We start from the raw sequence: 26,536 nt of genomic DNA, 5'->3' as shown, positions 1-26,536 counted from the left end.
CATAGAGTATGAACGGTCTCTTCTAAACGTTATGAATTCAAAATACTAAACCACCAGATACAAAAAACGGCGTGAAATATTCACACCGTTTTTTTTGAGTAAGGCATGAGCTCTTAAATTATAATATCGAATTGCCATATTACTTATAACATTTAAGCAAAATGACAATATAATCGAAATTATAAATTAACGACGCAGACCTAATTCACTGATAAGTGAAACGTAACGCTCTGAATCCTTACCTTTTAAGTAATCTAATAGCTTACGACGTTGGTTTACCATACGGATTAGACCACGACGGCTATGATGATCCCCTTTATGCTCTTTAAAGTGACCTTGTAAGTCATTGATACGCGCAGTCAATAACGCGATTTGAACTTCAGGTGAACCAGTATCGCCAGGGGCGCGCTGATATTGAGCAATAATTTGTTGACGATCAGTGTTAGTTAACATAACTTTCTCCTGCAATGCATTGATAATAAAAAAGTCAGTTTTATTGGGGACATCCCTGCATTACTAGAGATGACCTAAAAAAACGACTTAAACAAGCCTGCTATTATAACAAAAAAACTACTCAATAGTGAGTAGTTTTTTTAATAAACTATTGTCTAAATAGCGACATTAAATAAGCGCCCAGTAAATCCAAAATCAAATTACACTCTATTTAATAACGATCTATTGTACTGCACTTATTTATTCACTAGTTTTTAGTTGCACCGCTAGCGTGTCCACCTAAGGCATCCTCACTTAATTCAGCGGTTGTCGCTTCAACAAGTGTTTCTGGCTCCTCAGTGCGTTCAATGGATTCCTCAATTTCTTCGCAATTGGCGTGCTTTTAGGATCATTACTCATCATATCCCCCCAAATAGTATGTATTTTACTTAATATTAGGGCGTGTGAGACATTCGCAAATTAGCACTGCTGATAGCTAAAATCGTTCCAGACTAGGCCGCAAACTGACGCTAATGTCTAGACCTTGGCTAGGTTTGTAACAACGTCTGGGGCGATTTTAGTATCAGCCCGAAGGGACGGGACTCTTTTTTGCCAATATATGGCGAAATTTTCTAACTTAGAATGACTAAGCTTCAAAAATTTCACTACAAATTGACTAAAAAATAGTCTCCGCCAGTGCCATGGTTGAATGTTCCACACGCCCTAATTAGGTCTAAAAATTAATTAAGTCTAGAAGAGCATTTAAATAAGTCATGTTCTTTATACATGATCTATAAATATGCTCTTTGAATAAGGTAAGGACGCTAACGTCCCCACCCTTATTTATAGCTTAAAATTACAGCTTATTTAAATATAAGACGTTACTTATTATGTGATTCTTCTAAGTTATCTGCAATACCTTCAGCGGCTTTCTCATCGTCTTTTTCTTTTTGATTACCTAAGTTATCTTCAACTTGATTTTTAAGACCTGCAATTTCCGCATCCGATTGCTGTTGTTCAAATGTATTGCCATTAGACTGTGACATGATATTTTCCTTATTAATTGTAAGATGATATGTATAAAATAATTAAAATTTAATTTCTTAGTAATTACTCATAGATGTACGATATTAGAACGATTTAGACGTACGCCTGTAAAACGATAAAAAACTTCTAAAAAGCACTTCATTCAAAGAAATAACTTCTTAAAAGAACAAAGTTTTTAGGATAAAGATTTATCGATAGCACCCACGAAGGCTTCTATATCATCAGGATTACGTGAGGTTATGATATTGCCATCTTGTTGAACTTCTTTATCAACAAAGGTGCCGCCTGCATTTTCAATATCAGTTTGCAATGAAGGATAAGCGGTCAAGGTCTTATCTTTAGCAAGACCGGTATTAACTAATAGCCAAGGCGCATGACAAATGGCAGCGACTGTCTTGCCTGCGTCATAAAACTGTTTAACAAAAGATTGAGCGTCTTTATTACCACGTATAGTATCCGCATTGACAGTGCCGCCGGGTAACACGACCGCTTGGTAATCGTCCGCATTTGCTTCATTTAAGAATAAATCAGCAGTATAAGTTTGCGACTTATCAACGTCGTGGTTCATGGCTTGCACTTGCTTATCATCGTTAGTGGTGATTAAAGTCGTTGTATACCCTTTATCCTTTAACAAACTGTTCACTTTCGCATATTCTGCTTCTTCAAAATTTGAATGTAATAAAAATGCTATATTCTTAGCCATTTTTTAGCCTCCACTTAGTTTTTCTATTTATTTTAGACCTATTATTTAAGTTATTTTAGACCTATTATTTAAGATCTCGTTATTTTAAAAATGTCTTTTAATTATTATGCTTATAATTATTATGTTTATTAGCCTACAAGTTCAAAGCCATAGGTAAAAGGAGGAAGTTGCAAGAAAATGTGTGAAAATGTGATTAGTGTTTGCCGTAAGTAACCAGTATTTTGTCTAATCGATTACTATAAAAGCCCTTTTGACAGGATAAAAAAGATAGAAAGAAAGGCATAAAGAAAAGGTATAAAGAAAGAAAATTAGAAGGATAAAAAAGAAAAGTAAAAGAAGATAGACAGCCAAAAAGGATTAAACTTGAGAATATTACGATCAACAAGTTAGTGGTCAACACAAGTTATTGATCAACTATAGTTAAACCTCAGGTGTTGAAACCTTCCAATTAGAGCGCCTTTAACGTTGAATCATTTTTTTGGGTTGTAAGCGTCCATTAGACTCAAGCTGACCCAGACCCATAAACTGACCGTCTGAATCAACGAGCTTAATATCTATGTTAACTGGCTTATGGCTGGTGTTGTCATCGTTAGTGCTGTTATCGCTGCCGTTAGTAGTCAATGACTGAAATGCGGTAGTCATTATCTCATCAAACTGTGGCATGACATTCAGGCGTTGTCCCATATGTAAGCGTGTGCTTTGACTTTCAGAAATCACTAAAGTAGGCAGGTCAGTGATACAAGCATCAATCGGCAATAAGCTTGCCAAACGTTGTTCATGTAACAGGGATTCAAGAGTGTCGATGGTAACAGCAGCGGTAATATCAAAGTGGCCCACTTGTGTACGACGTAACATCGTTAAATGTCCTAGAGTCCCTAGCGCTTTTGCAATATCCTCACCAAGTACCCGTACATAAGTACCTTTAGTACATCTGACATCTAAAACCACCTCATCAGAATGCTGCCCTGGACGCAATGATAAAGATTTGATAGTAATTGGTCTTGGCTCACGCTCTACCTCAATACCTGCTCTGGCATATTCATACAGCTTTTTTCCGTCTTTTTTTAAGGCAGAATACATGGGAGGTATTTGCTCAATAGGCCCTAAGAACTGGTCTGTTACGCTATCAAGTAAGGACTGTGTCAATTGCGGCACGGCTGTTTCAGCGATTATCTGACCTTCGGCATCTCCCGTATCAGTCTGTTGACCTAGTTTAATCACAGCATGATACGACTTATCTGCATCCAACTGATAATGACTAAACTTCGTTGCTTCGCCCAAACACACTGGAAGTAGACCCGTCGCCATGGGATCTAAGGTACCGGTATGACCCGCTTTCTTACTGTCATGAACTGGGGACTTGAGAAGGTATTTAACCTTTGAGACGACTTGCTGCGACGTTAATCCTTTTGGCTTATCAATGAGAATAACGCCAGACACCCGCGTTTTTTGCGTTTTATTCGATGCATGTGATGATGCAGTGTTGCCTGTCTTGCTATCAGTCGCAATGTCTTTAGTCATGGATGTCTGTTTACTCTCAGTTGGCCGTAGGCTTATTTAGATTGATCAGTATCTATATTTGACTCATTATCTGATTCAGTATCTGTATTGACCGCCGTTTGCTCGGTTTTGGTAACGGCTTTGTTGATAAGATCCATCATATAGTTACCACGTGCTGTAACTTCGTCATAGTGGAATCTCAAACGCGGAGTGGTACGGGTTTTAAGACTGTGGCTTAGCTCAGTACGTAAAAATCCTGCTGCGTTATTTAAGACTTGTATGCTGGCTTCATGGCTGTGCTTACTCATCGCATCATTAAGCTCAGGCTCCATAATCGTCACATATACATCTGCATAGCCCAAGTCCGAGCTTACTTTAACACTTGAGATAGTGACAAAGCCAGTGAGACGTGGGTCGTTGACTTCATCACGGATGAGTACTGCAAGTTCACGTTGAATTTGATCGCCCAAGCGTTGTAGACGTTGGTTCATGGTATTTTTCCTTAATAATTATTAGCTACAAGTCGTTATCTTATATAGTCAAAGAAGTCTAAAATGGTTACAAGGCAACCGAGTGCAAGTAGCGAGTCATTCGGGAGTAGGCTTAACAAGGTTAACGCCATAACCGTTTAGTCGTTATCTAACTATAATGCACGATACGAGTTTATGTAGTAATAATCCATAATAAAATTGATAAAAAAAAGACCTAACAGGATGACCTGATAGGTCTTTTACTACATATTTAATCGATTAAATGGTACGCTGAATCTCTTGGATTTCAAAGACTTCAATCTTATCACCCACTTCTACATCATAGCCGCGAACCGCAAGACCACATTCCATACCAGATCTTACTTCATTAACATCATCTTTATAGCGACGTAATGACTGTAATTGACCGGTAAAGACCACTTTGTCTTCACGCAGTACACGGATAGATTTATTGCGGTAAATAGTGCCTTCGACCACCATACAACCAGCGGCAGCACCAAATTTACTTGAGCGGAATACTTCACGAACCTCAGCGATACCCAAGATTTTCTCACGATGTTCAGGAGACAACATACCACTCATTGCCGCTTTCACATCATCAATCAAGCCATAAATGACACTGTAGTAGCGAATGTCGATACCCGCTTCATCTGCTTTTCGCTTGGCAGCATTATCGGCGCGAACGTTAAAGCCTAATAATACCGCTTCACTAGACTCAGCAAGTGTCACGTCCGACTCGGCAATAGGTCCGACACCTGAGCTGATGACTTTGACTTTCACTTCGTCAGTGGATAACTCTTCAAGAGCGGACAATAAGGCCTCTAATGTACCACGGACATCGGTCTTCAAGATGATATTTAAGAATGACATATCTTCTTGACCCATCTGCTCAAACATACTCTCTAAGCGCATCTTGTTCTGACGCTCAAGTAGTTGCTCACGTTGACGGGTGGCACGGAATTCGGCAACTTCACGGGCTTTCTTCTCATCAGAGACGACTAAAAACTCGCTTCCTGAGGCAGGAGTATCAGGCAGACCTAATATCTCAACAGGAATAGACGGACCGGCTGACTGAATACGTTGACCCGTTTCATCGATCATGGCGCGTACTTTACCGTAGAATTCGCCCGCTAATACTAGGTCACCTTGATTTAGAGTACCTTTCTTAACCAGTATACTAGCAACGGCACCACGTCCTTTTTCTAGACGCGATTCAATCACTACGCCTTGAGCCGCACCATCAGTTGGCGCTTCAAGCTCCATAAGTTCGGCTTGAAGGTTAATAAGCTCTAATAGCTCATCAATACCCTCACCTGTCTTGGCTGAAATCTTGGCCACTGGGGTGTCTCCACCCCAAGCCTCAGTAACCACTTCTTTGGTGGTCAATTCGTTTAGTACACGATCGGGATCAGCCGTGCTCTTGTCCATTTTGTTGATAGCAACAATAATAGGTGTACCTGAAGCGCGGGCATGATCAATAGCCTCTTCAGTTTGCGGCATCATACCGTCATCAGCAGCAACCACTAAGATTACGATATCAGTCGCTTGCGCCCCACGAGAGCGCATTGCCGTAAAGGCGGCGTGACCTGGAGTATCTAAGAAAGTAATCACACCACGATCTGTGTTCACATGGTAGGCACCAATATGCTGCGTGATACCGCCGGCTTCACCAGTCGCTACTTTTGTTTCACGAATCTTATCTAGCAGTGAGGTCTTACCATGATCGACGTGACCCATGATAGTAACGACTGGAGGACGAGTCTGAACATTACTACGGCGCTCTTCTACCGCTTCATGGAGATCATCTTCAACTTTGGTATCGCTAACAAGAACTGGGTTGTGGCCCATTTCTTCAACGATTAAACTTGCTGTGGTTTGGTCAATCTCTTCATCTGCGCCAGCAATTTCACCCATTTTCATGAGTAGTTTGGTCACTTCACGGGCTTTAACTGCCATACGCTGAGCAAGGTCAGATACGACAATGTGCTCACCGATCTCTACATCATGCACAATCTTCTCAACCGGCTTCTCAAATTTATGCTGAGAGGCTTGAGTAGATTTAAGACCATGTTTACGGTTGCGGATTTCACGCTCTTCTTGACCTTTGCGGCGACGACCACGAGTGGCAGTGCTTGAAGAACCTCGTTTAATCTCACGACGCTCTTTTTCAAACGACTCCTCTAAAGCTTCTCCGACTAGTCCTTCTGCTAAAGGCTCATCTTTGCGAACCTCAGCAACAGGCTCTTTATCACTGTATTTCCCGGCCATTTTACGCATTTGCTCAAGGGTTTTCTTCTGAGCCTCTTCTGCTTGCTTGCGGCGGGTTTCAGCTTCAATTTGACGTAGACGTTCTTCTTCAGCTTCACGGGCTTCACGAGCCTTACGCTCCGCTTCGGTTTCCACTTTAGGTTTAGTAGGCGCTACTTTCTTCTTCGGTGTTTCTTTTTTCGCTGACTCTTTGTTTGGTGCGTCTTTGCTTGATCCTTTACTCGGTAATTCTTTAGCAGCGGCAGCAGCTTTGCTGCCCTTTTTCACGACAACTGTAGATACTTCATCTGTTTTGTCACTAGAAGAAGAACCTCCCCCTAAATTGGCACGCATCGCTGCTAGAGTAGCTGCTTGACGCTGTTCAGCCTCTTTCTTAGCTTCTTCACGTTTTTTAGCTTGTTCTTCAGCCTGTTTTCTTGCTTCCGCAGCTGCTTTTTCACGGGCTGCAATTTCTTCAGCCAGCTTGTTTGGATCCGGCTTTTCAAATACTTTTTTCTTACGAACTTCGACATTCACGCTTTTTGACTTACCCGAAGAGCCAGTCACACGTGCCGTGCTAGTCGTTTTAGATTTAAGACTAATACGACGCTTCTCTTTTTGACCATGCGAGTGTTTCAAGTATGTTACCAATTGCTCTTGCTCAAGCTCGGTGACCATGTCATCCTCGCCACGAGCAGGCAACCCAGCATCAACCAGTTGCTTTTGCAGCGCACTGACTGTTTTGCTTACCATGTCTGCTAATTCTTTGACGGTCTTATCTGCCATTTATAGTCACCTATTTATTATTCTTCATTAAACCAAGATTCACGTGCTTTCATGATGAGTTCACCAGCTGTTTTCTCATCAAGACCTTCGATGCCCTCGATGTCAAATACCGCTTGTTCTGCTAAATCATCTACCGTGATGATGTCACGTTGAGCCAGCTTGTACGCCCAGTCGGTCGTCATGCCTTCCATTGTGAGCAACTCTTCGCTTGGCTCTTTCATATTTTGCTGTTTGACCAGTTCATCTGCAATGACGACTTCTTTAGCACGCTCTTGAATCATCTCAATTGCATCATCATCTAGCCCTTCAATATCATAAAAGGTCTCGACAGGCACATAAGCCACTTCTTCAATACTGGTAAAGCCGACATCAACCAATGCTTGAGCTAAATCTTCATCGACTTCTAAACGATTGTAAAACAGCTCTAAATACGCTTTTGTTTCGTTTTGTTGACGCTCAAGATATTCCTCTTCAAGCATCATATTAAGCTTGTAGCCCGTTAACTCAGAGGCCAACCGTACATTTTGACCTTGAGCACCAATTGCACGTGCCAATTGATCGTTTGCTGTAAAGATGATATCCGCTGTTTTTGCATCTTCATCTAAAATAATACTATTTACATCTGCCGGCTCTAAAGCACTAATAATATACTGCGCTGGATCATCTGACCAAACGATTACATCAATACGCTCTCCATCAAGCTCAGACTGTACCGCTTGGATACGTGTACCACGCATACCGATACAAGCACCAACAGGGTCGATACGATGATCATTTGTTTTCACTGAAATTTTAGCACGAACCCCTGGCTGACGGGCAACATCGCGAATTTCAATAATCTGCTCATTAATTTCTGGCACTTCTTTATTCATCAATGCCACTAACATATCTGGACTAGTCCGTGATAATAATAGCTGTGCGCCACGGTTATCACGATTGACATGGTATAAGATCGCGTTAATACGTGATTTAACCCGCAACTGTTCACGTGGTAGCATTTGATCACGCGATAAATAGCCTTCTGCATTGTCCCCTAGATCGACAATATAACCATCACGTGTCTGCTTTTTGACCTCGCCATACATCATCTCGCCAATTCTAGGCTCAAAGGCATCAGCAGTTAACGCGCGTTCTGCTTCACGAATCTTTTGGATAATAACTTGCTTGGCCTGTGTAGCCGCAATACGTCCGAAGCTTATAGACTCAATTTGCTCTTCTTTTACATCACCGATAGACCATTCATTTTCATCAAGATCACTGATAGCCAATTGACATGCTGGCATCTCATGATCTTCATCAGCAACGACCGTCCAATAGCGATAGGTATCGTAATCACCCGTATTGCGATCAATTTCTACGCGTACTGCTACTTCTGGTTGGTCAGTATAGACCTTTTTCTTAGTAGAAACGACCAAAGCCTCTTCAATGGCTTCAAAGATATCTTCAGGATTTAGGCCCTTTTCATTACTGACTGTTTCTACTACCGTTAAAATTTCTCGACTCATTACACACCTGTCCTCGCCTACTTATCATTAAAAGTAGCAAAAAATTATTAAAATTTAATTGTTATCTTAGGCCTAAAAGCTGTGATGTTTAAGTTCATTTAAAAACGCTGCCTACAACATCATCCTTATTATTAATCTATTATATTCGCACATTATGAAGAATAAAGGTAATAACAGTGATGAAGTGCAATTAACGGTGTCAAATCAAGTTAAATATAAATAGTAAACTTTTGATCAACTTATTATGCTAAGACTATTGTTCTTGATAGATCAAGTTCGCTTTATCAATATTATCAAGCGCAATATCATATTGCTCGCCATCAGATGTCACTATAGACAATTGCTTGTCCCCCAATTGCTCAAGCTTTCCTGTTACTTTACGGCGCTTAGAGCTACCTGAACCTACGGCTTGAATTAGGCGCAGGTTAATAGTATGACCTATGTAGTCTGTCATCTGCTCAGTGGCAAAGAAAGGACGATCAAGACCGGGAGAGGATACTTCAAGTACATATTCCCCTGCGATAGGGTCATGTACTTCAAGTACACCACTAACTTGGTGATTCACAGCAGCACAGTCTTCGATCGTGACTTGTTTATCAGCTGCTTTATCTTCTGGTAAGGCCTCAATATATATACGTAATAGAGAACGTCCACCTTGTGGCAGAAACTCGATTCCCCATAGTTCAACATCACACGCAGCGACAGCTGGTGCAATAATATCGGTTAACTGACTAACTTTGTTGGATAACTTCATGAATTATTAATGTAGTCCATTCGTTGACGTAACTATTAAGATAGTAGCTATTATAAATGCATATTATGACCAAAAGGCGATATGAAAAATAACAGATACAAAAAAACCCACAAACAATATGGTGGGTTAAATATAAATTAGATTGAAAAATAAATGGTAGCGGGGGCTGGATTTGAACCAACGACCTTCGGGTTATGAGCCCGACGAGCTACCAGACTGCTCCACCCCGCATCAATCTAGGCTGACTATTATATGGATTTGCCAATAGGTTGTCAAGGATTAAAGTAATTTAAATTCAAAACATTAACCAACAACTTTATGAGCACTTAACCCAATAACGTTACCAAAACTTCTATACATTTGATGAACACTTAAAGAGACGACACACTATCATAACTAAGGGTGTTTAGAGCAAACAATGCAGAATACCACGCTATTTACCTGACCTAAGTGCTTATCATAAATGTATGGTGCGATTGGAGGGACTTGAACCCTCACGGCTTGCGCCACCACCCCCTCAAGATGGCGTGTCTACCAATTCCACCACAATCGCGCTTTTAAATAACCCTTCAAACAAGGTATTGCGTCCTCATTAGCCTCTTACAAAAGTTCAATTAATCGCTAAGCGAATTAAGGGAAAAGAACCTATAAAATCTAAGACTATAACCACAATACTGGTGCTACTGTTTATGGTTAGTTATTTAAAGTAGGTTGCACATTCTACTCGTCTTTATTGCTAGGTGCAACCCATTTAACTAAGAGTCTAATAACTAAGAGTCTAAAAATTTAACCGATAGCCTAAAAATAAGAGCGAAATAAAAGTTTAATTCGAGCTTATTGCCTTTTGAGCCATTCTATCTTTCAAGCCATTCTATACAGACAGCCTGCTTTGAATAAACTGCTCAGATTTGAATAGTACTAACTGCTAAATTCATCTTACATTTTGCTTATTCTGCAGGGGCTTGAGCAGGTGCTTGTACAGGAGGTTGTTCAGGCGCTGAAACGGGTGCTTGAGAACTTGCGGGAACATCTAAGCGTAGCTGACTTTCAGCTTGCTTTCGGGCATGAACAGCAAGCGTTAAGCTGGTCGTAAAGAAAACGACGGCCAAAACCGCCGTGGTACGTGTCAAAAAGTTAGCGCTACCCGCTGCACCAAACACAGTACCTGACGCACCGGCCCCAAAGGAGGCTCCAGCATCTGCACCCTTGCCGTGCTGAATCAGAATCAATCCAATCATCGCAATAGCAACAATAATATGGATGGCTAGAATAAAATTAAACATGCTTTGCCTTACTTAATTTTAAGGGTTAAATGACGAGAATTATGTATGACCCTATAAAGGGGTTGTCTATATCTATATCGACGTGTCTGTATCTATAGGTCTATAAGTTTTGTGAAAACTATAAATTAAGTGATAACTATAAATTATTTAATTACTAAAATATCATGATAACTACAAGGACGTAAACGCATCGGCTATATCCATAAAGCTATCTGCTTTAAGAGCCGCACCACCAACTAGAACACCGTTAATTTGTTCAGAAGCAGCGAACTCTTTTGCATTGTCAGGTTTGACACTACCACCATAAATTATCGGTATAGGACTCAAAGACTCATCAAACGCTTGAAGACGCTGTCTAATAAAGGCATGTACTTGAGTAACCTCATTGACACTAGGTACTTTACCTGTACCAATAGCCCAAACAGGCTCATAAGCCACGATTAATTTTTGCGTCAGCTTATTGGCTACATTATTCGTAGAGACATTATCTTCACCAGACTTAGATTGTTGCAATAAGCCCTCTATAACCGTCAATTGATCAGCGAGGACTTGCTGCGTATTACCCGCATCAAAATCAGCTTCCGTCTCTCCAATACACAAAATTATACCGAGATCATGAGTGGCACAGTATTGCAACTTCTTGAGTAGTACCTCATTGTCCTCTTGATAATACTGACGGCGCTCAGAATGTCCTATAATAGCCCACTGCACACCCATATCTTTAAGCTGCCGAGCTGATACGTCACCGGTAAAAGCCCCAGATGAATCCGTCAACGCTGACACATCTTGACACGCCAGCTTTATTGAACTGTCTTTACTCTGTAGGGACTGTTGCACGGTTGATAAATGCAAAAAGCTTGGAGCGACCATTAACTGGCAATTTTCAGCCTGACCTTCTTGAGACTTTATGCCGCTGACTAAGTTATCCACTAACGACTGTACGTCCTCAACTGAGGCAGGATTTAGCTTCCAATTTCCGATAACCCAAGACTTCATAACATATTCTCAACTAAATAAATTCAAGTAGCGACGTCCAATTTAACGGTATAAATATATAATAGCCCTAAATTATATCATAATCTTATGCGACAAATTTAGCCTTTGTTATTCACTAGACATAATTATTATGCCGTTTCTCGCTTATCAATGACTGTCACCCTAGGTAATCCTCATTAAAACTTAGATTAAAACTTTAGTTAAGACTTGTTTAATATAGTATTTTAAGCTTTACTAAGGTATATTTTTATTTCTATATGCTATCGTAGCGGATGCCCTTATCTTAATGCCCTTGTCTTAAAAGTCTCCAAAACCTAAGCCTACACCAAAATTATCCCGTACTAAAATTATCCCGTACTACAATCATAAGGGCATGTCATGTCAGGGTCAGGAACTAAATCGTCGTTGTATACGACTGCACAACGTCATGCTCGATCAGCTGAACCGTCTAGCACCCAAGCTAAAGATTCCCACCACAACGTGGTTAACTCTCTCCATTCGAGTGAATCCAATCCCTCATCTACAGCAACTGCGACTTATGCCGGCGCTATCAATAATAATGCAGATTATCATGTTACTTTGGATAACGATCCGGTGGTTAAACTTGTTAACAATCTGCTTATTGAAGCTATCCAAAGGGGCGCCTCGGACTTACATTTTGAACCTTATGAAACCTATTATCGGGTTCGCTTTCGCATTGACGGATTGATGCAACTCATTGCCACCCCGCCATTCACTATGCTGGCGAAAATCTCGGCACGTCTCAAAATCATATCTCAGATGGACATCTCAGAACGTCGTCTGCCTCAAGATGGCCGCTTCACACTTAAGCTTGCAAATGACAGGAGCGTTGACTTTCGGGCCAACTCTCTACCGACTCTATTTGGAGAAAAAATCGTATTGCGTGTGATAGATCCTATGTCGTCTATGGTGGGTATTGACAACTTAGGCTATGAGCCCGATCAAAAACAGTTATTTCTAGACGCTCTACATCAACCCCAAGGCATTATACTGATAACGGGACCAACGGGATCTGGTAAAACCGTCTCTTTATATACCGGACTTAATATTCTCAATACCATCGAAGCGAATATCTCAACGGTTGAAGATCCTGTCGAAATAAACCTTAGTGGTATTAATCAAGTCAATGTGAATAATAAAGTCGGTCTGAGCTTTGCGGCTGCCTTAAAATCCTTTTTGCGCCAAGATCCTGACATCCTTATGGTGGGAGAGATTCGTGACCTTGAAACAGCAGACACTGTGATTAAGGCTTCCCAAACGGGCCATTTAGTCCTCTCAACCCTCCATACTAATTCTGCCTCTGACACCCTGACCCGCTTGCACCATATGGGTGTCCCTTATTTTAATATTGCGACTGCAATTACTTTGGTCGTGGCACAGCGCCTCGCTCGACGTCTATGTGACTACTGTAAAATACCCACATCAGCGCACCGCAACAGTCTGATTGAAATGGGCTTTACCGTCGCTGAATTAGATCACCCCAAATATGTCATTTTCGAGCCTGTGGGATGTCACCACTGTCATCAAGGTTATAAAGGTCGTATTGGGATTTTTGAGATGATGAAAATTGACGAGACAATGGCACAGATCATTATGCAAGGGGGCAATGCGATTGATATTAAAGAGGCCGCTGTCGAACAGGGGTTTTATGACTTACATCGAGCCGCTATTTTAAAAGTGTTGCAAGGCGTCATTAGTGTGCAAGAGATGTCCCGCATTACGGTTGATTAAGGTTTGTAGATTTTACAACTAAACTCGAATACATTTCATTATCTCAACTCACTATTTCAACACCCTCTTGACCCTCATTTCAATACCTTCTTGCTCAACAAGGAGGCTCTATAAGGACTGGCTAGTGACGACTGGGAATACAGACAAGAGGCTCGACTTTATCTATGAGGGCACTAACGCACAGGGCCAAAAAGTGAATGGTACTTTAAACAGCCAAAGCATGCAGATGGCCAAAGCCCAATTGCGCAAACAAGGCATTAAACCTCATAGGCTTAGGCGAAAACCAAAGCCCTTATTGGTGGGAAATCAGAAAATTAAGCCATTAGATATTGCAGTATTTGTTCGTCAATTGGCAACCATGATCAAAGCAGGGGTACCTTTGGTTCATTCGTTTGCTATCGTCGCTGAGTCGTTGGAAAAACCTCTTATGAAAGCATTGGTTTTACAAGTAAAAGAAGACGTAGAGTCAGGTATTACGCTTGCAGAAGCCTTAGGCCGACACCCTCAGTATTTTGATACGCTATTTTGTGCCTTAGTATATTCTGGTGAGCAGTCAGGCTCTCTAGAGACCATGTTAGAGCGGGTGGCGACTTATAAAGAGAAAAGTGAACAACTCAAAGCTAAAGTACAAAAGGCTCTAAAATACCCACTAGCGGTTGTGATGGTCGCTATAGTCGTCACCTTTATTTTATTGATTAAAGTCGTGCCTGTCTTTGATGATTTATACGCCTCATTCGGTTCAGAATTACCTGCCTTTACTCAGTTTGTGGTCACGCTATCTAGCTGGGTCAGTCGGTTTTGGTTTATCTTATTAGGTGTCGTGGCGATCAGTGCTTTTGGATTTATAAGCGCCAAAAAACATAATCAAAGATTTGGTATTATTTTAGATAAGTTGGTTTTAAAGTTGCCTATTTTTGGTCGTATTACGTATGAGGCCATTATTGCCCGATTTTCTCGCACACTTGCCACCACTTACGCGGCAGGGGTGCCATTAATTGATGCCCTAAACTCTACGGCGGCCGCCACAGATAATTATGTTTTTTTTGATGCAACGCAGCACATTAAGCAGGCTGTAGCAACAGGCCAGTCATTAACCGATGCCATTCGGCATAGTGAGCTATTTCCTGCATTGGCAATTCAGATGGTTAGTATCGGTGAGGAAGCAGGTAGCTTAGATGAAATGCTGGATAAAGTCGCCGACTATTATGAAAACCAAGTAGATAATGCAGTCGATGGACTGACAAGCCTGTTAGAACCAATTATCATGGTAGTACTGGGTATACTGATTGGCAGTTTAGTCATTGCAATGTATCTTCCCATTTTTCAAATGGGCTCAGTCATCGGTTAACCGTCATTTAACTGAATAAGATTTATACAAACCCTAGTATGGTCTACCCTATCTTTAAAAGGCTATTAAAGCCCACTATTTTTTATGCACTCTATATTTTTTATTCACTCTATATAAGGCATGTCTATGCAAATTTGGCAATTATTACAGCAAGATAATACCCTGGTTTTGGTGTTATTTGCCGTAGTTGGTCTCATAGTAGGCAGCTTTTTAAACGTCGTCATTTATCGCTCACCCCTGATCATGTTTCGGCAGTGGCGAGTGGGATCGGTGCAGCTTTTGCAGTCACAATCTGATATTGAGTCCTCGTTAGTCAGTCCTATTGCCAGTATTGTCAGTAAAGATACCCCGTTATCATTGTCGACACCTGCGTCGCATTGTTCTAGTTGCGCTCATCCTATAAAGTGGTATGAAAACATCCCTTTACTTAGCTGGCTTATTCTCAAAGGCAAATGCTCACACTGTCAACAAGCGATTAGTTGGCGCTACCCTGTCGTTGAGCTTACAACCGCACTATTAACCGTTTTGGTCGTTTACACCATGGGGGTTCAATTACCTACTCTATTTGCCCTACTATTTGTATGGACGCTAATTGCCTTAGCAGGTATTGACTTTGATACTCAGTATCTACCGGATAAACTAACCTTTCCATTAGCAGGCTTAGGACTTGCGGTTAATACGCAAAGCTGGTTTGTATCACCGACACAATCTATATGGGGCTTAATCCTTGGTTATTTGAGCCTATGGATTGTGGTACAGATTTTTTATCTTATCACCAAAAAGCAGGGTATGGGTCAGGGAGATTTTAAGCTATTGGCGGCACTTGGTGCATGGCTTGGCCCTTGGATGCTTCCTTTTATCATCTTGCTATCTTCCCTGCTCGGCTCTATTATTGGACTCATACTCATGTATAAAGCGAATAAAAGTCAGCCTTTTGCGTTCGGGCCTTATCTTGCGATCGCCGGTATAGTCGCCCTTTTGTATGGCCCTGCTATTACGCAGTGGTATCTGTATTAATGAATCGCTAAATTGCCCACACAAGTATTAACGCTATGATTTGTTACTAAATCTAGAAATTAATCTATCTAAGAAGACATCTCCAAAGGCAACCAATCAAACACAATAAGCCAAACGCGACAAATAGTAGGGTCAATGGGCTTGACCGCATCTAGCAATGATAGGTTGTTTTATAAATGATAGGTTGTTTTATAAAAAAGTATGACAGCGTCGCTGATTGAAAAGTATGACTCTATACTTTTATCTTGCAGAACCACCGTTTTAAGGTATTAATATGACACAATCCAATTCTATCCATTCAAATACTTATTCCAAACATCAAACCGTCTCAAAAGATCAGAGCGTACAGAGTGACCGAGACGCCCCTCAAAAATTTCAGCAATTTTATGTTGAAAAACCGATAATAGGATTAACGGGAGGCATCGGTAGTGGCAAAACGGCGGTATCAGATTGGTTCGCGCAAAAAGGCATCGATGTGGTGGATGCGGATGTGGTTGCCCATCAGATTATGCAAAAGGGTAGCCCAACTTTACAAAAGTTAGTGGCGGCACTGGGCGATTGGGTCGTAGATGGCAATGGCGAAATGGACCGTCGCGCCGTACGTGAGCATGTTTTTGCGAACAATAAGGCATTATTAACGCTAGAATCCATCACCCACCCTGACATACGAGCAGAAATCAAAAACCAATTAAGCGAAGCCACTTCCCCTTACGTCATACTTTCTGCGCCCTTATTATTAGAAAGCTATGAGGCAGGGCTGGTGTCATTATGTGACAGAGTATTGGTAGTCGATGTGGATGAAGACACTCAACTTAAGCGTGCCAGTAACCGCGATACCCAGTCGATAGAAAAAATAAAAGCCATTATGGCCAATCAACTGTCACGGGAAGCCCGTCTTAAAGAGGCAGATGATGTGGTTCGTAATGATGGTGATTTAGATCATCTTTATCAACAACTTGAACCATTACACCAAAATTATTTAGTGCTTAAAAAATACAAGTCTTAATAAAATGTCCTAAATATTGAACAAACCTCGTATGAATAGCACTGTCGAACTAATAGCGCTGACGGCTCACCTCGTATAACACCATGCCAGTTGCGACACTGACATTTAGGCTTTGGAGTGAGCCATGCTTATTGCCCGTCATCGGTATATAAATTAATTCATCACAGCGCTCAGTGGTTAAGCGGCGCATACCCTCGCCTTCTGAGCCCATGATAATAGCTACTTTACCTGTCAAATCAATATCTGGTAGGGCTTTAGCAGTTTCATCAAGCGCCGTACCATAGACAAACACACCTGCTTGCTTTAGGGCTTCAATACAGCGGGCTAAATTAGTGACCGCCACAACAGGCATGATCTCCATCGCTCCAACGGATACCTTTGCCACAGTCGGGGTTAAGTTGGCAGAATGATGTTTGGGACATATCACGGCATCCACCCCCATAGCGGCAGCGGTACGTAAGCAAGCTCCTAGGTTATGGGCATCGGTAATTTGATCTAAGATTAAAAATAGGGCATTGTCTGATTTGGCCAACGTCGGCAACTCTCCTTCATCAGCCATTGCCAATGGGCGCGCATGTAGCACGACCCCTTGATGTTGCGGACTACCACATAGAGCCGTTAATTTATCTCGGCTGGTCTCTTGAATACTGACGCCCATTTGCTCAGCCAACTGTAATATTTCTTGCAGATTAGAATCGACCTCACCGTCACCTGCCTCATTACGGCGACCCTGCTGTATAAATAATGCCATCGCATCCGTTGGGCGATGATTTAATAATGCATGGATAGCATGGATGCCATAAAAATAAACTGGCTTAGCCATAAAACACCTTTTTTAATTGATATAGTCAGCGAACTACTAAAAGGTTACGTCGTTAACCTCGTTAAGCCTACTACAGTAGTACTGGCACTCGGTTGCCTTGTAACCATTTTAGACTTCTTTTACTATAGTTGTGTCAGCGATTATTCGGTTCAGTAAAGATTCTTTTAAATGAGTAGGTCTTGAGCATAATAAAAATTATAATTTTTATTTAAACCAATGACAAATAAAGGCACTCGTAGCTAAAACTAGGAGCGCCTATAAAACAGATTACTGGCTTAATAAGAGTATATTAATAATCCGTAAATGACATTAACATCTCTCAAAGCCATTATCCTTCAAGATGGCAAACATACTGTACAATTTGATCCGTACGTAGTGAGAAGCTACTATCGCCAGCCACCACAAAAGCTTGTCCAGCACGGTAATAGGTGTATTCTTTTTCACCCGTAATCTTCACTTCACATTCGCCACTAATGATCTCCATGCGCTCAGAGGTGTGGGTTTCAAACTCATATTCACGCACTTTTTCATCACATGGCAGGATAATGCCAAGCATTTTTTTGCTACCACCTTCAAACAATACGGTGTGACTACTGCAACGCCCATCGTAGGAGATAGTGGCTTTTTTTACGACAGAAACCTGATCATAAGTCGTCGTTGGCATGATGACTTCCTCAATTTTAGTCTACTTTATGATATCTATGGGCTAAAATCAGACGATACTAACCGACAGCCCCACCTATTTTTATAGATGCAATATGGATGCAATTTTATGTTATTCAATCCTACCACAATATTGCTACTATAATTGTGACAAGTCATATACTTTTTTAAATTTAACAGTCATTAAATTCAATTAAAGCCTCGATTGAGTCGATTTTAGTCATTAGCAATCGAAATTTGACTGTTCAACTCTCTCCTTTCTCTTAAATAAACATGGATAAAATTTATCAATTTTCTTACACTATTATTTTTGAAATAAAGCCATAATAATACGATAAAAGCGATACAGTTATTGAATCCTTTATATAAATTGAACCCTTAAGCTTAACCATTACTGTTAAGGCACTTGATGTTAAATGTAGTTGCTGTTAAATAAAGGGTCGTTTGCTTTTATACGGTCATAGCGATACGATAGTCCTATCTTTATAATCTAGTTTTTAGTGTTGTTAATAATAAACCATTTTGAGAGTGCTGATGCTAACTTCGCTTACACTACAAAACTTCGCCTTGATTAATCATCATGAGCTTTCTTTTTTTGATGGTTTTAATGTGATAACCGGAGAAACCGGTGCTGGTAAATCGTTACTGTTAGATGCGTTATCCCTATGTATTGGCGGTCGTGCTGATAGTAGCATGGTACGCCACGGCAAAGACAGTGCGGACATTTACGCTCAATTTGATTTTGAGACTGCTGCCGGCCAAAGCACTCCTTATAACAATGACAACAACGATGACAATAATGACGACAATACCGCCTCTATTCTTGATTGGTTTATCCGACATGAGCGTGACTTCGATGGCGAGATCCTAATACGTCGTCAGCTCAGTAGCAATGGACGCTCTAAAGCATGGCTTAATGGCGCACCCGTCAGTATCACTGAGCTAAAAGAGCTTGGCGCTATGTTGGTCAATATTCATAGCCAACATGCCCAACAAGCGCTTTTAAAACCTTTGTTTGTGGTCGAGTGGCTTGATAGTATCGCTGGCTTAAAACCATTAGCTAAGCAGACAGAACAGGCCTTTAAGACCTATCAAAAGCTCAAACGCCAGGCGGATGATATTGCGACTAAAGAGGCACATCGAAATGATCGAATCGAGCTACTAAAAAGCCAATTAGCAGATATTGCCCCTTTATTAGAAGTGGATTATGAGCAAGTCGAAGCGGAGCATGATGAGTTATCAAACTTAGAAGCATTGATGCTAGAGGCAAGTCAAGCGGTACAATTATTGGACAACGACAGTGATGATCCAGATGCCATGGAGCTACTAGGGCGAGCCATTCGACTCTGTGAAAATCAATCAGACGTCAGCCCGACTTTTAGTCAGGTCAGTGAGTCTTTGTATCTAGCTCAGCAGCATATTAGTGAAGCAACCGCCTCATTGACTGATTATGCAGAACAGCAGTTGCCTGATCCTGAGCGTCTAGAAGAGTTAAACGCTTTGATTAGCTTAGGTCATCGTTTGTCTCGAAAACATGGCTTACCTGCTTCAAATCTTGTTGAAGAGGCTAAAGAGTGGCAACAAGAGCTCGACTCTCTCATGAGCCAACCAAGCTCAGAAGTGCTAGAGGCTCAGATTAAAGACGCTTGGCAGACTTATAGATCTATTGCTAATAAACTTGGAGATGCCCGTCAGCAAGTAGCGCCTAGCATCAGTCAAAAGCTAGTTACCCAGTTACAGCCTTTAGCCCTACCCAATGCTCGCTGTGAGTTTGTCTTTACAGAAAAAGAGGAGGCTAACTATAACGGTCAAGGGAAACATGATATTGAGCTGATGTTTAGTGCTAACGTGGGCATGCCCATGCAGCCTTTATACAAGATAGCATCTGGCGGTGAATTGTCCCGAATGGCGTTGGTCATGCAAGTGTTGTTAGCAACTCAAGACCCACAAGCGCCCGATAAAAATACTAAAACGGATGATATAAAAGCCCCCAAACCTATGCTGGTATTTGATGAGGTCGATGTCGGCATTAGTGGCGGTACGGCGCAGATTGTGGGTGAGCTGCTTCGTCAATTAGGCGCCCATCGCCAGTTACTTGCGATCACTCATCAAGCGCAAGTCGCGGCACAAGCGCATCAACATATACTAGTACAAAAGCATCATGATACTGATGAGGGGCAAACCAACAGTCAAATTGATATTATCAGTGGCGATGCCCAAGTTGATGAGTTGGCGCGTATGTCAGGTGGGGTGAATATCACAGAAGTAACCCGTGAACATGCTCGTAGCTTACTGGCAGATGTGTCTCAATAGGGTGTATCTGATTGAGTTTTGAGGGCAGCGTCCTCGACCTGCTTTGAAAAACTTGCTTATCACTCATTTAACCCCATCATAGTAGGGTGTACCCTCACTTCGACAATGAGTCGTCCCTTAGTTTAACCTGTTGCACACTACCCTTTTAAATTGAGCTTATACTGTCTATGACCCTTGATAATTTAACCCACCACTTCTTAATTGCTGCGCCGAGTATGCCAGATGAGCGTTTTGCGCAGACATTAATTTATATCTGTCGTCATGACAAACATGGGGTGTTAGGATTGGTGATTAATAATCCTATCTTAGATGCCACCGTTGGTAAATTATTAGAGAACTTAGAGATTGAGATCAATGATAAGTCGGTCATGCATGACTTAGCGCTTGATGGCGGGCCGGTATTTCCTGAGGTTGGCTTTGTGCTCCATACTGGGCAGCCAAATTGGGCCTCATCTTTTGCCATCTCCGAAAATGTTTGTATTACCACCAGTAAAGACATCTTGCAAAGAATCGCGGCGGGTGAAGGCGTCGGTCATTATCACCTGTGTCTCGGTCATGCCAGCTGGTTTAAAGGACAACTGGAAAAAGAGATTAACCAAGGCGATTGGCTCGTGTGTCCCGGAGATTTGTCTTTATTGTTCGAAATTCCGTTTGAAGAGCGTTGGTATCATGCTGCTGAAAAAATCGGCGTTCATCTAGACTTTTTAAGTGATGATATTGGGCATGCTTAATCTTTTAAAAGACGCAATATATGAATGACACTTTAAAAGACACTGTGGATACTACCCTATCTCAGCCAGAACCAATGCTAGCCCCTGAATTACAGACGGTCAAAGACGAGAGTGTCTTATTGGGTCTCGATTATGGGGTTAAAAAAATGGGTATGGCATTGGGCAATACGGTCACACAAGATGCTCGCCCCTTTGATATCTTAGCTATGAACAATGGCCAGCCCGCGGACTGGGATAATTTACTAGGCATTATCGCCACTTGGAAAATTGGTACCGTGGTGGTGGGGTTGCCTCTAAATATGGATGGCAGCAGCTCAATGTTAGCGAAGCGTGCGCATAAGTTTGCGCGACGCTTGGCGCATCGCCTTATGGAGCAGCGCATCGTTGTACCGGTTCAATTATTTGATGAGCGCCTCACCTCAGTTGCAGCGCGAGAAATGGCGTGGGAGTTGGGCTTAATAAAAAATGAGCGTGATCCCATTGATGATATTTCAGCATGTTTGCTATTGCAGACTTATTTTGCGGCTCCAGATCACGCCAAAGACATCCTGACCTATAAACCTGATGCTTAAAGGTTGGCTCTTAATGACTGGCGCTTAATGATTGATGCTTAAAGACTGGCGCTTAAAGACTAAACGTGCTAAACAGTCCTAAAAATCAGGCTTTGCCATTGCCGTTACCATGTTTTAATAGTCCATAGTCTTTATTATTCCGTTATTTAAACCCTTTTAATGAAAGCAGCTTGCCATGAGCCCAGATACAAAACCAGATACTAAAGACAAACGCACTACCCAACGCCCAGCGCTTGCAAAAGACACTATCGTTGAAGATGCAGCTAGCCATACAACAGGTTCACAACATAGTATCGCTGGGTTTCCCCGCTTAGCTATCGAGGCGTTACGAGGTGCTCAAAAGTTAAATAAAGTGTCAGTTTTACTGATCGTATTGGCTATCTTTGCGTTTGTGGTATTTGGAACACTCGCCAGTTTGAAGATGTTTCATGGCAGTCGTAATATGTATTTATTGTTCCACTACCTGCCTTATATCTTGGTTGGGCTAACCATTCCCTTGACCTTATATCAGGCTTTTTTGGTACATCGCTACCGGTTAAGTCAGCCATCCATGCTACTAATCAGTGTCGGTGGTGCCAGTTTATTACTGGTGATTTGTTTACTTTTTTCGTTATCTGATTGGTTATGGCTAGCGATGGCGGCTTGGATTGGCGTTGCTTATTGGTTTCAGGCAACCTTCAAACGTTTCTTTAACTTTATTGACACCAAACAGCAGTGAAGTCAAATTTAGATTAAGTTTAAACTGAACAACATTGAAAGACTAAACGGTAAATATCATTCTTTTAATAAAACCGATGACATTAATAAAACCGATGGCACTCTTATGACAAACTCTTACACCTCATTCGAATCTGAAACGGCTACTCATGATAGCGACGATATCCAACATCATCTGGACACTCAAGGACTGATTTGCCCCGAACCGGTTATGTTGCTGCATCGCACCATTCGTAAAGCGGAAGCTGGTGATTATATTGAAATTTTAGCTACTGACCCTGCGACAACTCGAGATATCCCAAACTTCTGTCGCCATCTGGGACATCATTTAGTCAAGAAGTCTGAAAGTAATAATCCAACTGGTAGTCCTGATAATCACACCGATACCCTTTATCGATATGTTGTACAAAAGAAAAGAAGCTAATTAAACGTTCAGTTGTTTTTTCTTATGGCTACTATTAATAGTATGCAACCGCTGTCTTTATTTTGTCTATTGTTCTGCTTTAGAGCCGATTTGTATCAAGTTTGCTTACTAACACCTTTTATCTGTATCGCTAATCTGATAGATACATTATCTAACAGGGGCTTTAACATCGTTAAAGCCCCCTAACACGCTTGTTTATAAATTAAGATTTTATTAATAAACCCATCTAATAAGTTACTTATTATAAACAATTGTTCATTGTCAATAAACAGTATTGAGTTCAGTTTATGATACGATTTAGTGACTTAGTTGCTAAGCTCTGTGCTAGGCTTTAAAAATATAAGTTTTGATTTTAAACTCTGATTGTGACCTATCATATTAAATATATAATCTAATAAGGACAAATAAGATGAGTAATAATAACAATACAACTCCCTATAGTAATTTTGATTTACAGTTTATCGGCGGCGAATGGGTAAAAGGTAAAGATGACAGTGTCAATAAAGATACCAACCCATACAATGGCGATACTCTTGTTGAAATTCCTCAAGCTACCAAAGAGCAACTGGATGAGGCGTTCAAAGCAGCAAGTAAGGCTCAAACTGAATGGGCCAAAAAGCTACCTGGTGAGCGTACAGCTGTTATGCATAAAGTTATAGAGCTTATGGATCAGCGTCATGATGAAATCGTTGACTGGCTTATTAAAGAATCAGGCAGCACCCGTATGAAAGCGGAAGTGGAATTAAAAATTGCCCGTGCAGTGACAGTGGAAGCCTCCACCTATCCCAACCGTATGCATGGCGAAATTCGCCCTTGCAATACACCGGGTAAACAAAACTATGTGTTCCGTGATCCTGTTGGCGTTATTGCCTTAATCAGTCCTTGGAACTTCCCACTGCATTTAACTCAGCGCTCACTTGCGCCAGCTATTGCTTTAGGTAATGCAGTCGTCTTAAAACCTGCCAGTGATACCCCAGTGACGGGCGCCTTATTATTGGCCAAACTGTTTGAAGAAGCAGGCCTACCAAAAGGGGTTCTCAACGTGGTGGTCGGCGCAGGTAGTGAAATCGGCGACGCTATCGTGACCCATGATACGCCAAGCCTTGTGTCATTTACAGGTTCAACACCTGTTGGCAAACACATTGGTGAGCTTGCCTTTAGCGGCGACTATATCAAAGACGTGGCATTAGAGCTAGGTGGTAATAACCCATTTGTGGTACTAAAAGATGCGGATATGGAACAAGCGGTTAAAGCGGCGGTCTTTGGTAAATTCTTGCATCAAGGTCAGATCTGTATGGCCATCAACCGTATTATTGTCGAACAAGATATTTATGATATATTTGTCGAGAAATTTAAATCTATGGTTGAGACCATAAAAGTGGGTGATCCAAATGATGAAGATACCTTTGTGGGTCCTATCGTCAACAAAAATCAGGTAGAATCATTACAAGAAAAAATCGCCACGGCTAAAAAAGAAGGCGCTAACATGATTCTTGAGGGCAAAATCGACGGTCAGCTAGTACATCCTTACATCTTCACGGATGTCACCCCTGAGATGGACTTATTCCGCAATGAGATATTTGGTCCCTTAGTTGGTATTGTTAAGGCCAAAGATGAAGAAGACGCGTTAAGACTGGCCAATGATACTCAATATGGCCTATCTAGTGCAGTATTTACCAGCGATATGCAACGTGGTATGAACTTTGCTAAACGTATGGAAGCCGGTATGACCCATATCAATGATATGCCAGTGAACGATGAAAGCATGGTTCCGTTTGGTGGAGTGAAAAACTCAGGTATCGGTCGTTTTAACAGCGACAAAGTGTTAGAAGAGTTTACTAAAACTCATTGGGTATCTTTCCAAAATGAACCCCGCGATTATGGACTTTAAGAAATTATTGACTTTAAAATATAAAGTATAAATATAAACATAGATAAATTTTATAGGCTACACTTGCTCAAATGAATTTTGAGCAAGCCAATCAAAAAGCAAATTAATAAGCCACTTAAAGCAATCATATAAAAAAAAGAGGCAACGTTATGTGGCCTTTGATTTTAATGCTATGCTATATTCATTCTCTATCCAAAATAAAATGTATTAAGTGAGCATCTTCAATGAGTCGTGACAGAGCCGTTCAGCCAAGACAACCCAAAGCCTTAGCCGTAGATGACGAACCTGCCTATATCACCGAGTTTCGTCAGGCGATGCTGTCCCGTGGTCTGTCCACACGCACTCGCAATGCCTATGTCCGTGACTTAAAACTCTGCGAAACCACTAGTCCAAAAGCCATAACCGTCTGGACTGACCTTGATGTCATGCAGTGTCTGACCACACTTAACAAACAAGGCAAAACGCCGCGTACTCAAGCCCGTATGTTATCCAGCCTACGCCAATTTTATCTATGGATGGTGGGTAATGAGCGCCGTGAAGACAATCCTTGCGAGCGTATTAAAACCCCTAAAATCGGACGCTCACTGCCCAAAGACTTGTCAGAGAGTGATGTCGAAAATCTACTCTGTGCGCCCGATACCAGTACCGCTATGGGACTGCGTGATAAAGCAATGCTTGAGGTATTGTATGCCTGCGGTCTACGTGTCAGTGAGCTGATGAACTTATCGCTTGAGCAGGTCAATCTTAATGCCGGCTGGTTACAAATCACAGGTAAGGGTAATAAAACCCGCCTTGTACCACTCGGTGACTATGCCAGTGAGGCATTAGACGATTATCTGCAACATGCTCGCGGAGAACTGGTGGCGCATCTTAAGTCTGGCAACTGTCAGGCGGTATTTTTGACCACACAGGGCGGCTATATGACGCGGCAAAACTTCTGGTATATGCTCAAGAAATACGCCAAACAGGCCGGTATAAAAAGCGACATGTCACCCCATACCTTACGTCATGCCTTTGCTACCCATTTGCTCAATCACGGGGCGGACTTACGCAGCGTGCAGTTGCTCCTTGGGCACAGTGACTTGTCCACCACGCAGATTTATACCCATGTGGCGACAGCTCGATTGCAACAGCTGCATGAAGCGCATCATCCTAGAGGTTGAAAATCTTTAAAACACAGTACTGCTTTGTAAGGCTTTCCTTATTATATATCAGAGCAATTAAGTTTATAGCTTGTAGATCGTCAGCTTTTTTAATTTTTTCGTGCCTAGATGTATCAGTCAATAATTCATCAATATTTTAAATTCTTCAGTTTTATCAGCTAGTTTATTGCCATTCACATCAATCACATATACCTCTTTATTTGGCATAAATGCTGTGTATAGACCCCTATAATTACCAACAACGTCATAAGTTAAAAAAGGATAGTAAAGAGGTAAATTTAATTATGCCACTACACTCGCACCTTTAAAATAGAGTGTTATTCATGGTGCACGGGGCGCACCCTACTACTCTCTATCGTGTAAAAGATAGAA

General features: G+C 41.5%; 22 protein-coding genes, 2 tRNA genes and 1 pseudogene. 11 read left to right on the top strand and 14 right to left on the bottom strand.

What is annotated here, in order from left to right; translation table 11 throughout:
• Positions 1 to 186: 186 nt before the first annotated feature.
• The 12 genes from rpsO to tpiA all read right to left on the bottom strand — a co-directional run bounded on the left by rpsO (position 187) and on the right by tpiA (position 11,744).
• Positions 187 to 453 (bottom strand): 30S ribosomal protein S15, encoded by a 267-nt coding sequence (rpsO, locus tag AC21OG_RS05670; protein ID WP_486545629.1) that lies wholly within the window; start codon positions 451 to 453, stop codon positions 187 to 189.
• Between the two features lie 860 nt (positions 454 to 1,313).
• Complete coding sequence (locus AC21OG_RS05665) at positions 1,314 to 1,478, bottom strand: hypothetical protein (protein ID WP_487376363.1); 165 nt, start codon at positions 1,476 to 1,478, stop codon at positions 1,314 to 1,316.
• A 176-nt stretch (positions 1,479 to 1,654) separates the two neighbouring features.
• Positions 1,655 to 2,182, bottom strand: coding sequence for a type 1 glutamine amidotransferase domain-containing protein (locus AC21OG_RS05660; RefSeq protein ID WP_487376362.1), 528 nt, complete (start codon positions 2,180 to 2,182; stop codon positions 1,655 to 1,657).
• A 459-nt stretch (positions 2,183 to 2,641) separates the two neighbouring features.
• Positions 2,642 to 3,703, bottom strand: a complete 1,062-nt coding sequence (gene truB / locus AC21OG_RS05655) for a tRNA pseudouridine(55) synthase TruB (protein ID WP_487376361.1) — start codon at positions 3,701 to 3,703, stop codon at positions 2,642 to 2,644.
• 32 nt (positions 3,704 to 3,735) lie between these two features.
• Positions 3,736 to 4,173, bottom strand: a complete 438-nt coding sequence (locus AC21OG_RS05650) for a ribosome-binding factor A (protein ID WP_487376359.1) — start codon at positions 4,171 to 4,173, stop codon at positions 3,736 to 3,738.
• A 258-nt stretch (positions 4,174 to 4,431) separates the two neighbouring features.
• Entirely contained in the window at positions 4,432 to 7,206 is a 2,775-nt protein-coding gene (gene infB / locus AC21OG_RS05645; protein ID WP_487376358.1) for a translation initiation factor IF-2, read from the bottom strand.
• A gap of 17 nt (positions 7,207 to 7,223) precedes the next feature.
• Entirely contained in the window at positions 7,224 to 8,711 is a 1,488-nt protein-coding gene (gene nusA, locus AC21OG_RS05640) for a transcription termination factor NusA (RefSeq protein WP_486545619.1), read from the bottom strand.
• A 253-nt stretch (positions 8,712 to 8,964) separates the two neighbouring features.
• Entirely contained in the window at positions 8,965 to 9,465 is a 501-nt protein-coding gene (gene rimP, locus AC21OG_RS05635) for a ribosome maturation factor RimP (RefSeq protein ID WP_486545617.1), read from the bottom strand.
• Positions 9,466 to 9,619: 154 nt separating this feature from the next.
• Positions 9,620 to 9,696, bottom strand: a tRNA-Met gene (locus AC21OG_RS05630).
• Positions 9,697 to 9,933: 237 nt separating this feature from the next.
• Positions 9,934 to 10,018 (bottom strand) — tRNA-Leu (locus AC21OG_RS05625).
• Positions 10,019 to 10,412: 394 nt separating this feature from the next.
• The gene (secG, locus tag AC21OG_RS05620) at positions 10,413 to 10,748 is read right to left on the bottom strand and encodes a preprotein translocase subunit SecG (protein WP_486545616.1); all 336 of its coding nucleotides are present in this window, start codon (positions 10,746 to 10,748) and stop codon (positions 10,413 to 10,415) included.
• A gap of 171 nt (positions 10,749 to 10,919) precedes the next feature.
• Positions 10,920 to 11,744, bottom strand: a complete 825-nt coding sequence (gene tpiA, locus AC21OG_RS05615) for a triose-phosphate isomerase (protein WP_487376356.1) — start codon at positions 11,742 to 11,744, stop codon at positions 10,920 to 10,922.
• Positions 11,745 to 12,326: 582 nt separating this feature from the next.
• On the opposite strand from tpiA, the pseudogene AC21OG_RS05610 reads away from it, so the two are divergent.
• From AC21OG_RS05610 to coaE, 4 genes and pseudogenes are all read left to right on the top strand, one after another.
• Positions 12,327 to 13,496, top strand: a pseudogene (locus AC21OG_RS05610) (ATPase, T2SS/T4P/T4SS family); the annotation flags it as partial.
• 124 nt (positions 13,497 to 13,620) lie between these two features.
• Positions 13,621 to 14,844 carry a type II secretion system F family protein gene (locus tag AC21OG_RS05605; protein WP_487376354.1) on the top strand — a complete coding sequence of 408 codons (1,224 nt, stop codon included), beginning with the start codon at positions 13,621 to 13,623 and terminating at the stop codon, positions 14,842 to 14,844.
• A 126-nt stretch (positions 14,845 to 14,970) separates the two neighbouring features.
• Positions 14,971 to 15,861 (top strand): prepilin peptidase, encoded by an 891-nt coding sequence (locus AC21OG_RS05600; protein ID WP_487376353.1) that lies wholly within the window; start codon positions 14,971 to 14,973, stop codon positions 15,859 to 15,861.
• A 274-nt stretch (positions 15,862 to 16,135) separates the two neighbouring features.
• Positions 16,136 to 16,867 carry a dephospho-CoA kinase gene (coaE, locus tag AC21OG_RS05595; protein WP_487376352.1) on the top strand — a complete coding sequence of 244 codons (732 nt, stop codon included), beginning with the start codon at positions 16,136 to 16,138 and terminating at the stop codon, positions 16,865 to 16,867.
• A 49-nt stretch (positions 16,868 to 16,916) separates the two neighbouring features.
• On the opposite strand, the gene rlmB is transcribed toward coaE, so the two are convergent.
• Both rlmB and AC21OG_RS05585 read right to left on the bottom strand, forming a co-directional pair.
• Positions 16,917 to 17,690, bottom strand: a complete 774-nt coding sequence (gene rlmB / locus AC21OG_RS05590) for a 23S rRNA (guanosine(2251)-2'-O)-methyltransferase RlmB (RefSeq protein WP_487376351.1) — start codon at positions 17,688 to 17,690, stop codon at positions 16,917 to 16,919.
• A gap of 328 nt (positions 17,691 to 18,018) precedes the next feature.
• The gene (locus tag AC21OG_RS05585) at positions 18,019 to 18,354 is read right to left on the bottom strand and encodes a pyrimidine/purine nucleoside phosphorylase (protein ID WP_486545608.1); all 336 of its coding nucleotides are present in this window, start codon (positions 18,352 to 18,354) and stop codon (positions 18,019 to 18,021) included.
• 533 nt (positions 18,355 to 18,887) lie between these two features.
• Here AC21OG_RS05585 and recN point away from each other — a divergent pair.
• From recN to xerD, 7 genes are all read left to right on the top strand, one after another.
• Positions 18,888 to 20,666, top strand: coding sequence for a DNA repair protein RecN (gene recN / locus AC21OG_RS05580; protein ID WP_487376350.1), 1,779 nt, complete (start codon positions 18,888 to 18,890; stop codon positions 20,664 to 20,666).
• 167 nt (positions 20,667 to 20,833) lie between these two features.
• Entirely contained in the window at positions 20,834 to 21,397 is a 564-nt protein-coding gene (locus AC21OG_RS05575) for a YqgE/AlgH family protein (RefSeq protein ID WP_487376348.1), read from the top strand.
• Positions 21,398 to 21,471: 74 nt separating this feature from the next.
• Positions 21,472 to 21,969 carry a Holliday junction resolvase RuvX gene (ruvX, locus tag AC21OG_RS05570; RefSeq protein ID WP_486545667.1) on the top strand — a complete coding sequence of 166 codons (498 nt, stop codon included), beginning with the start codon at positions 21,472 to 21,474 and terminating at the stop codon, positions 21,967 to 21,969.
• A 175-nt stretch (positions 21,970 to 22,144) separates the two neighbouring features.
• Positions 22,145 to 22,687 carry a hypothetical protein gene (locus AC21OG_RS05565; RefSeq protein ID WP_487376347.1) on the top strand — a complete coding sequence of 181 codons (543 nt, stop codon included), beginning with the start codon at positions 22,145 to 22,147 and terminating at the stop codon, positions 22,685 to 22,687.
• A 105-nt stretch (positions 22,688 to 22,792) separates the two neighbouring features.
• Positions 22,793 to 23,110 carry a sulfurtransferase TusA gene (tusA, locus tag AC21OG_RS05560; RefSeq protein WP_487376346.1) on the top strand — a complete coding sequence of 106 codons (318 nt, stop codon included), beginning with the start codon at positions 22,793 to 22,795 and terminating at the stop codon, positions 23,108 to 23,110.
• A 409-nt stretch (positions 23,111 to 23,519) separates the two neighbouring features.
• Positions 23,520 to 25,001 (top strand): aldehyde dehydrogenase family protein, encoded by a 1,482-nt coding sequence (locus AC21OG_RS05555; RefSeq protein WP_487376345.1) that lies wholly within the window; start codon positions 23,520 to 23,522, stop codon positions 24,999 to 25,001.
• A 224-nt stretch (positions 25,002 to 25,225) separates the two neighbouring features.
• Entirely contained in the window at positions 25,226 to 26,164 is a 939-nt protein-coding gene (gene xerD / locus AC21OG_RS05550) for a site-specific tyrosine recombinase XerD (RefSeq protein WP_487376344.1), read from the top strand.
• Positions 26,165 to 26,536: the final 372 nt, after the last annotated feature.

The organism is Psychrobacter sp. CX5, from assembly GCF_057621535.2.
Note: the sequence above shows the minus strand (reverse complement) of the source record. Positions and strands in the feature narration are given on the sequence as shown.

What these genes read in the sequence shown, in the direction of transcription:
- nusA (WP_486545619.1), bottom strand. Translation starts at nt 8,711, where the DNA reads ATGAGTCGAGAAATTTTAACGGTAGTAGAAACAGTCAGTAATGAAAAG.
- tusA (WP_487376346.1), top strand. Translation starts at nt 22,793, where the DNA reads ATGACAAACTCTTACACCTCATTCGAATCTGAAACGGCTACTCATGAT.
- AC21OG_RS05665 (WP_487376363.1), bottom strand. Translation starts at nt 1,478, where the DNA reads ATGTCACAGTCTAATGGCAATACATTTGAACAACAGCAATCGGATGCG.
- infB (WP_487376358.1), bottom strand. Translation starts at nt 7,206, where the DNA reads ATGGCAGATAAGACCGTCAAAGAATTAGCAGACATGGTAAGCAAAACA.
- coaE (WP_487376352.1), top strand. Translation starts at nt 16,136, where the DNA reads ATGACACAATCCAATTCTATCCATTCAAATACTTATTCCAAACATCAA.
- tpiA (WP_487376356.1), bottom strand. Translation starts at nt 11,744, where the DNA reads ATGAAGTCTTGGGTTATCGGAAATTGGAAGCTAAATCCTGCCTCAGTT.
- AC21OG_RS05650 (WP_487376359.1), bottom strand. Translation starts at nt 4,173, where the DNA reads ATGAACCAACGTCTACAACGCTTGGGCGATCAAATTCAACGTGAACTT.
- truB (WP_487376361.1), bottom strand. Translation starts at nt 3,703, where the DNA reads ATGACTAAAGACATTGCGACTGATAGCAAGACAGGCAACACTGCATCA.
- rlmB (WP_487376351.1), bottom strand. Translation starts at nt 17,690, where the DNA reads ATGGCTAAGCCAGTTTATTTTTATGGCATCCATGCTATCCATGCATTA.
- xerD (WP_487376344.1), top strand. Translation starts at nt 25,226, where the DNA reads ATGAGTCGTGACAGAGCCGTTCAGCCAAGACAACCCAAAGCCTTAGCC.
- AC21OG_RS05565 (WP_487376347.1), top strand. Translation starts at nt 22,145, where the DNA reads ATGAGCCCAGATACAAAACCAGATACTAAAGACAAACGCACTACCCAA.
- AC21OG_RS05555 (WP_487376345.1), top strand. Translation starts at nt 23,520, where the DNA reads ATGAGTAATAATAACAATACAACTCCCTATAGTAATTTTGATTTACAG.
- ruvX (WP_486545667.1), top strand. Translation starts at nt 21,472, where the DNA reads ATGCTAGCCCCTGAATTACAGACGGTCAAAGACGAGAGTGTCTTATTG.
- AC21OG_RS05585 (WP_486545608.1), bottom strand. Translation starts at nt 18,354, where the DNA reads ATGCCAACGACGACTTATGATCAGGTTTCTGTCGTAAAAAAAGCCACT.
- recN (WP_487376350.1), top strand. Translation starts at nt 18,888, where the DNA reads ATGCTAACTTCGCTTACACTACAAAACTTCGCCTTGATTAATCATCAT.
- rpsO (WP_486545629.1), bottom strand. Translation starts at nt 453, where the DNA reads ATGTTAACTAACACTGATCGTCAACAAATTATTGCTCAATATCAGCGC.
- AC21OG_RS05575 (WP_487376348.1), top strand. Translation starts at nt 20,834, where the DNA reads ATGACCCTTGATAATTTAACCCACCACTTCTTAATTGCTGCGCCGAGT.
- AC21OG_RS05660 (WP_487376362.1), bottom strand. Translation starts at nt 2,182, where the DNA reads ATGGCTAAGAATATAGCATTTTTATTACATTCAAATTTTGAAGAAGCA.
- secG (WP_486545616.1), bottom strand. Translation starts at nt 10,748, where the DNA reads ATGTTTAATTTTATTCTAGCCATCCATATTATTGTTGCTATTGCGATG.
- rimP (WP_486545617.1), bottom strand. Translation starts at nt 9,465, where the DNA reads ATGAAGTTATCCAACAAAGTTAGTCAGTTAACCGATATTATTGCACCA.
- AC21OG_RS05600 (WP_487376353.1), top strand. Translation starts at nt 14,971, where the DNA reads ATGCAAATTTGGCAATTATTACAGCAAGATAATACCCTGGTTTTGGTG.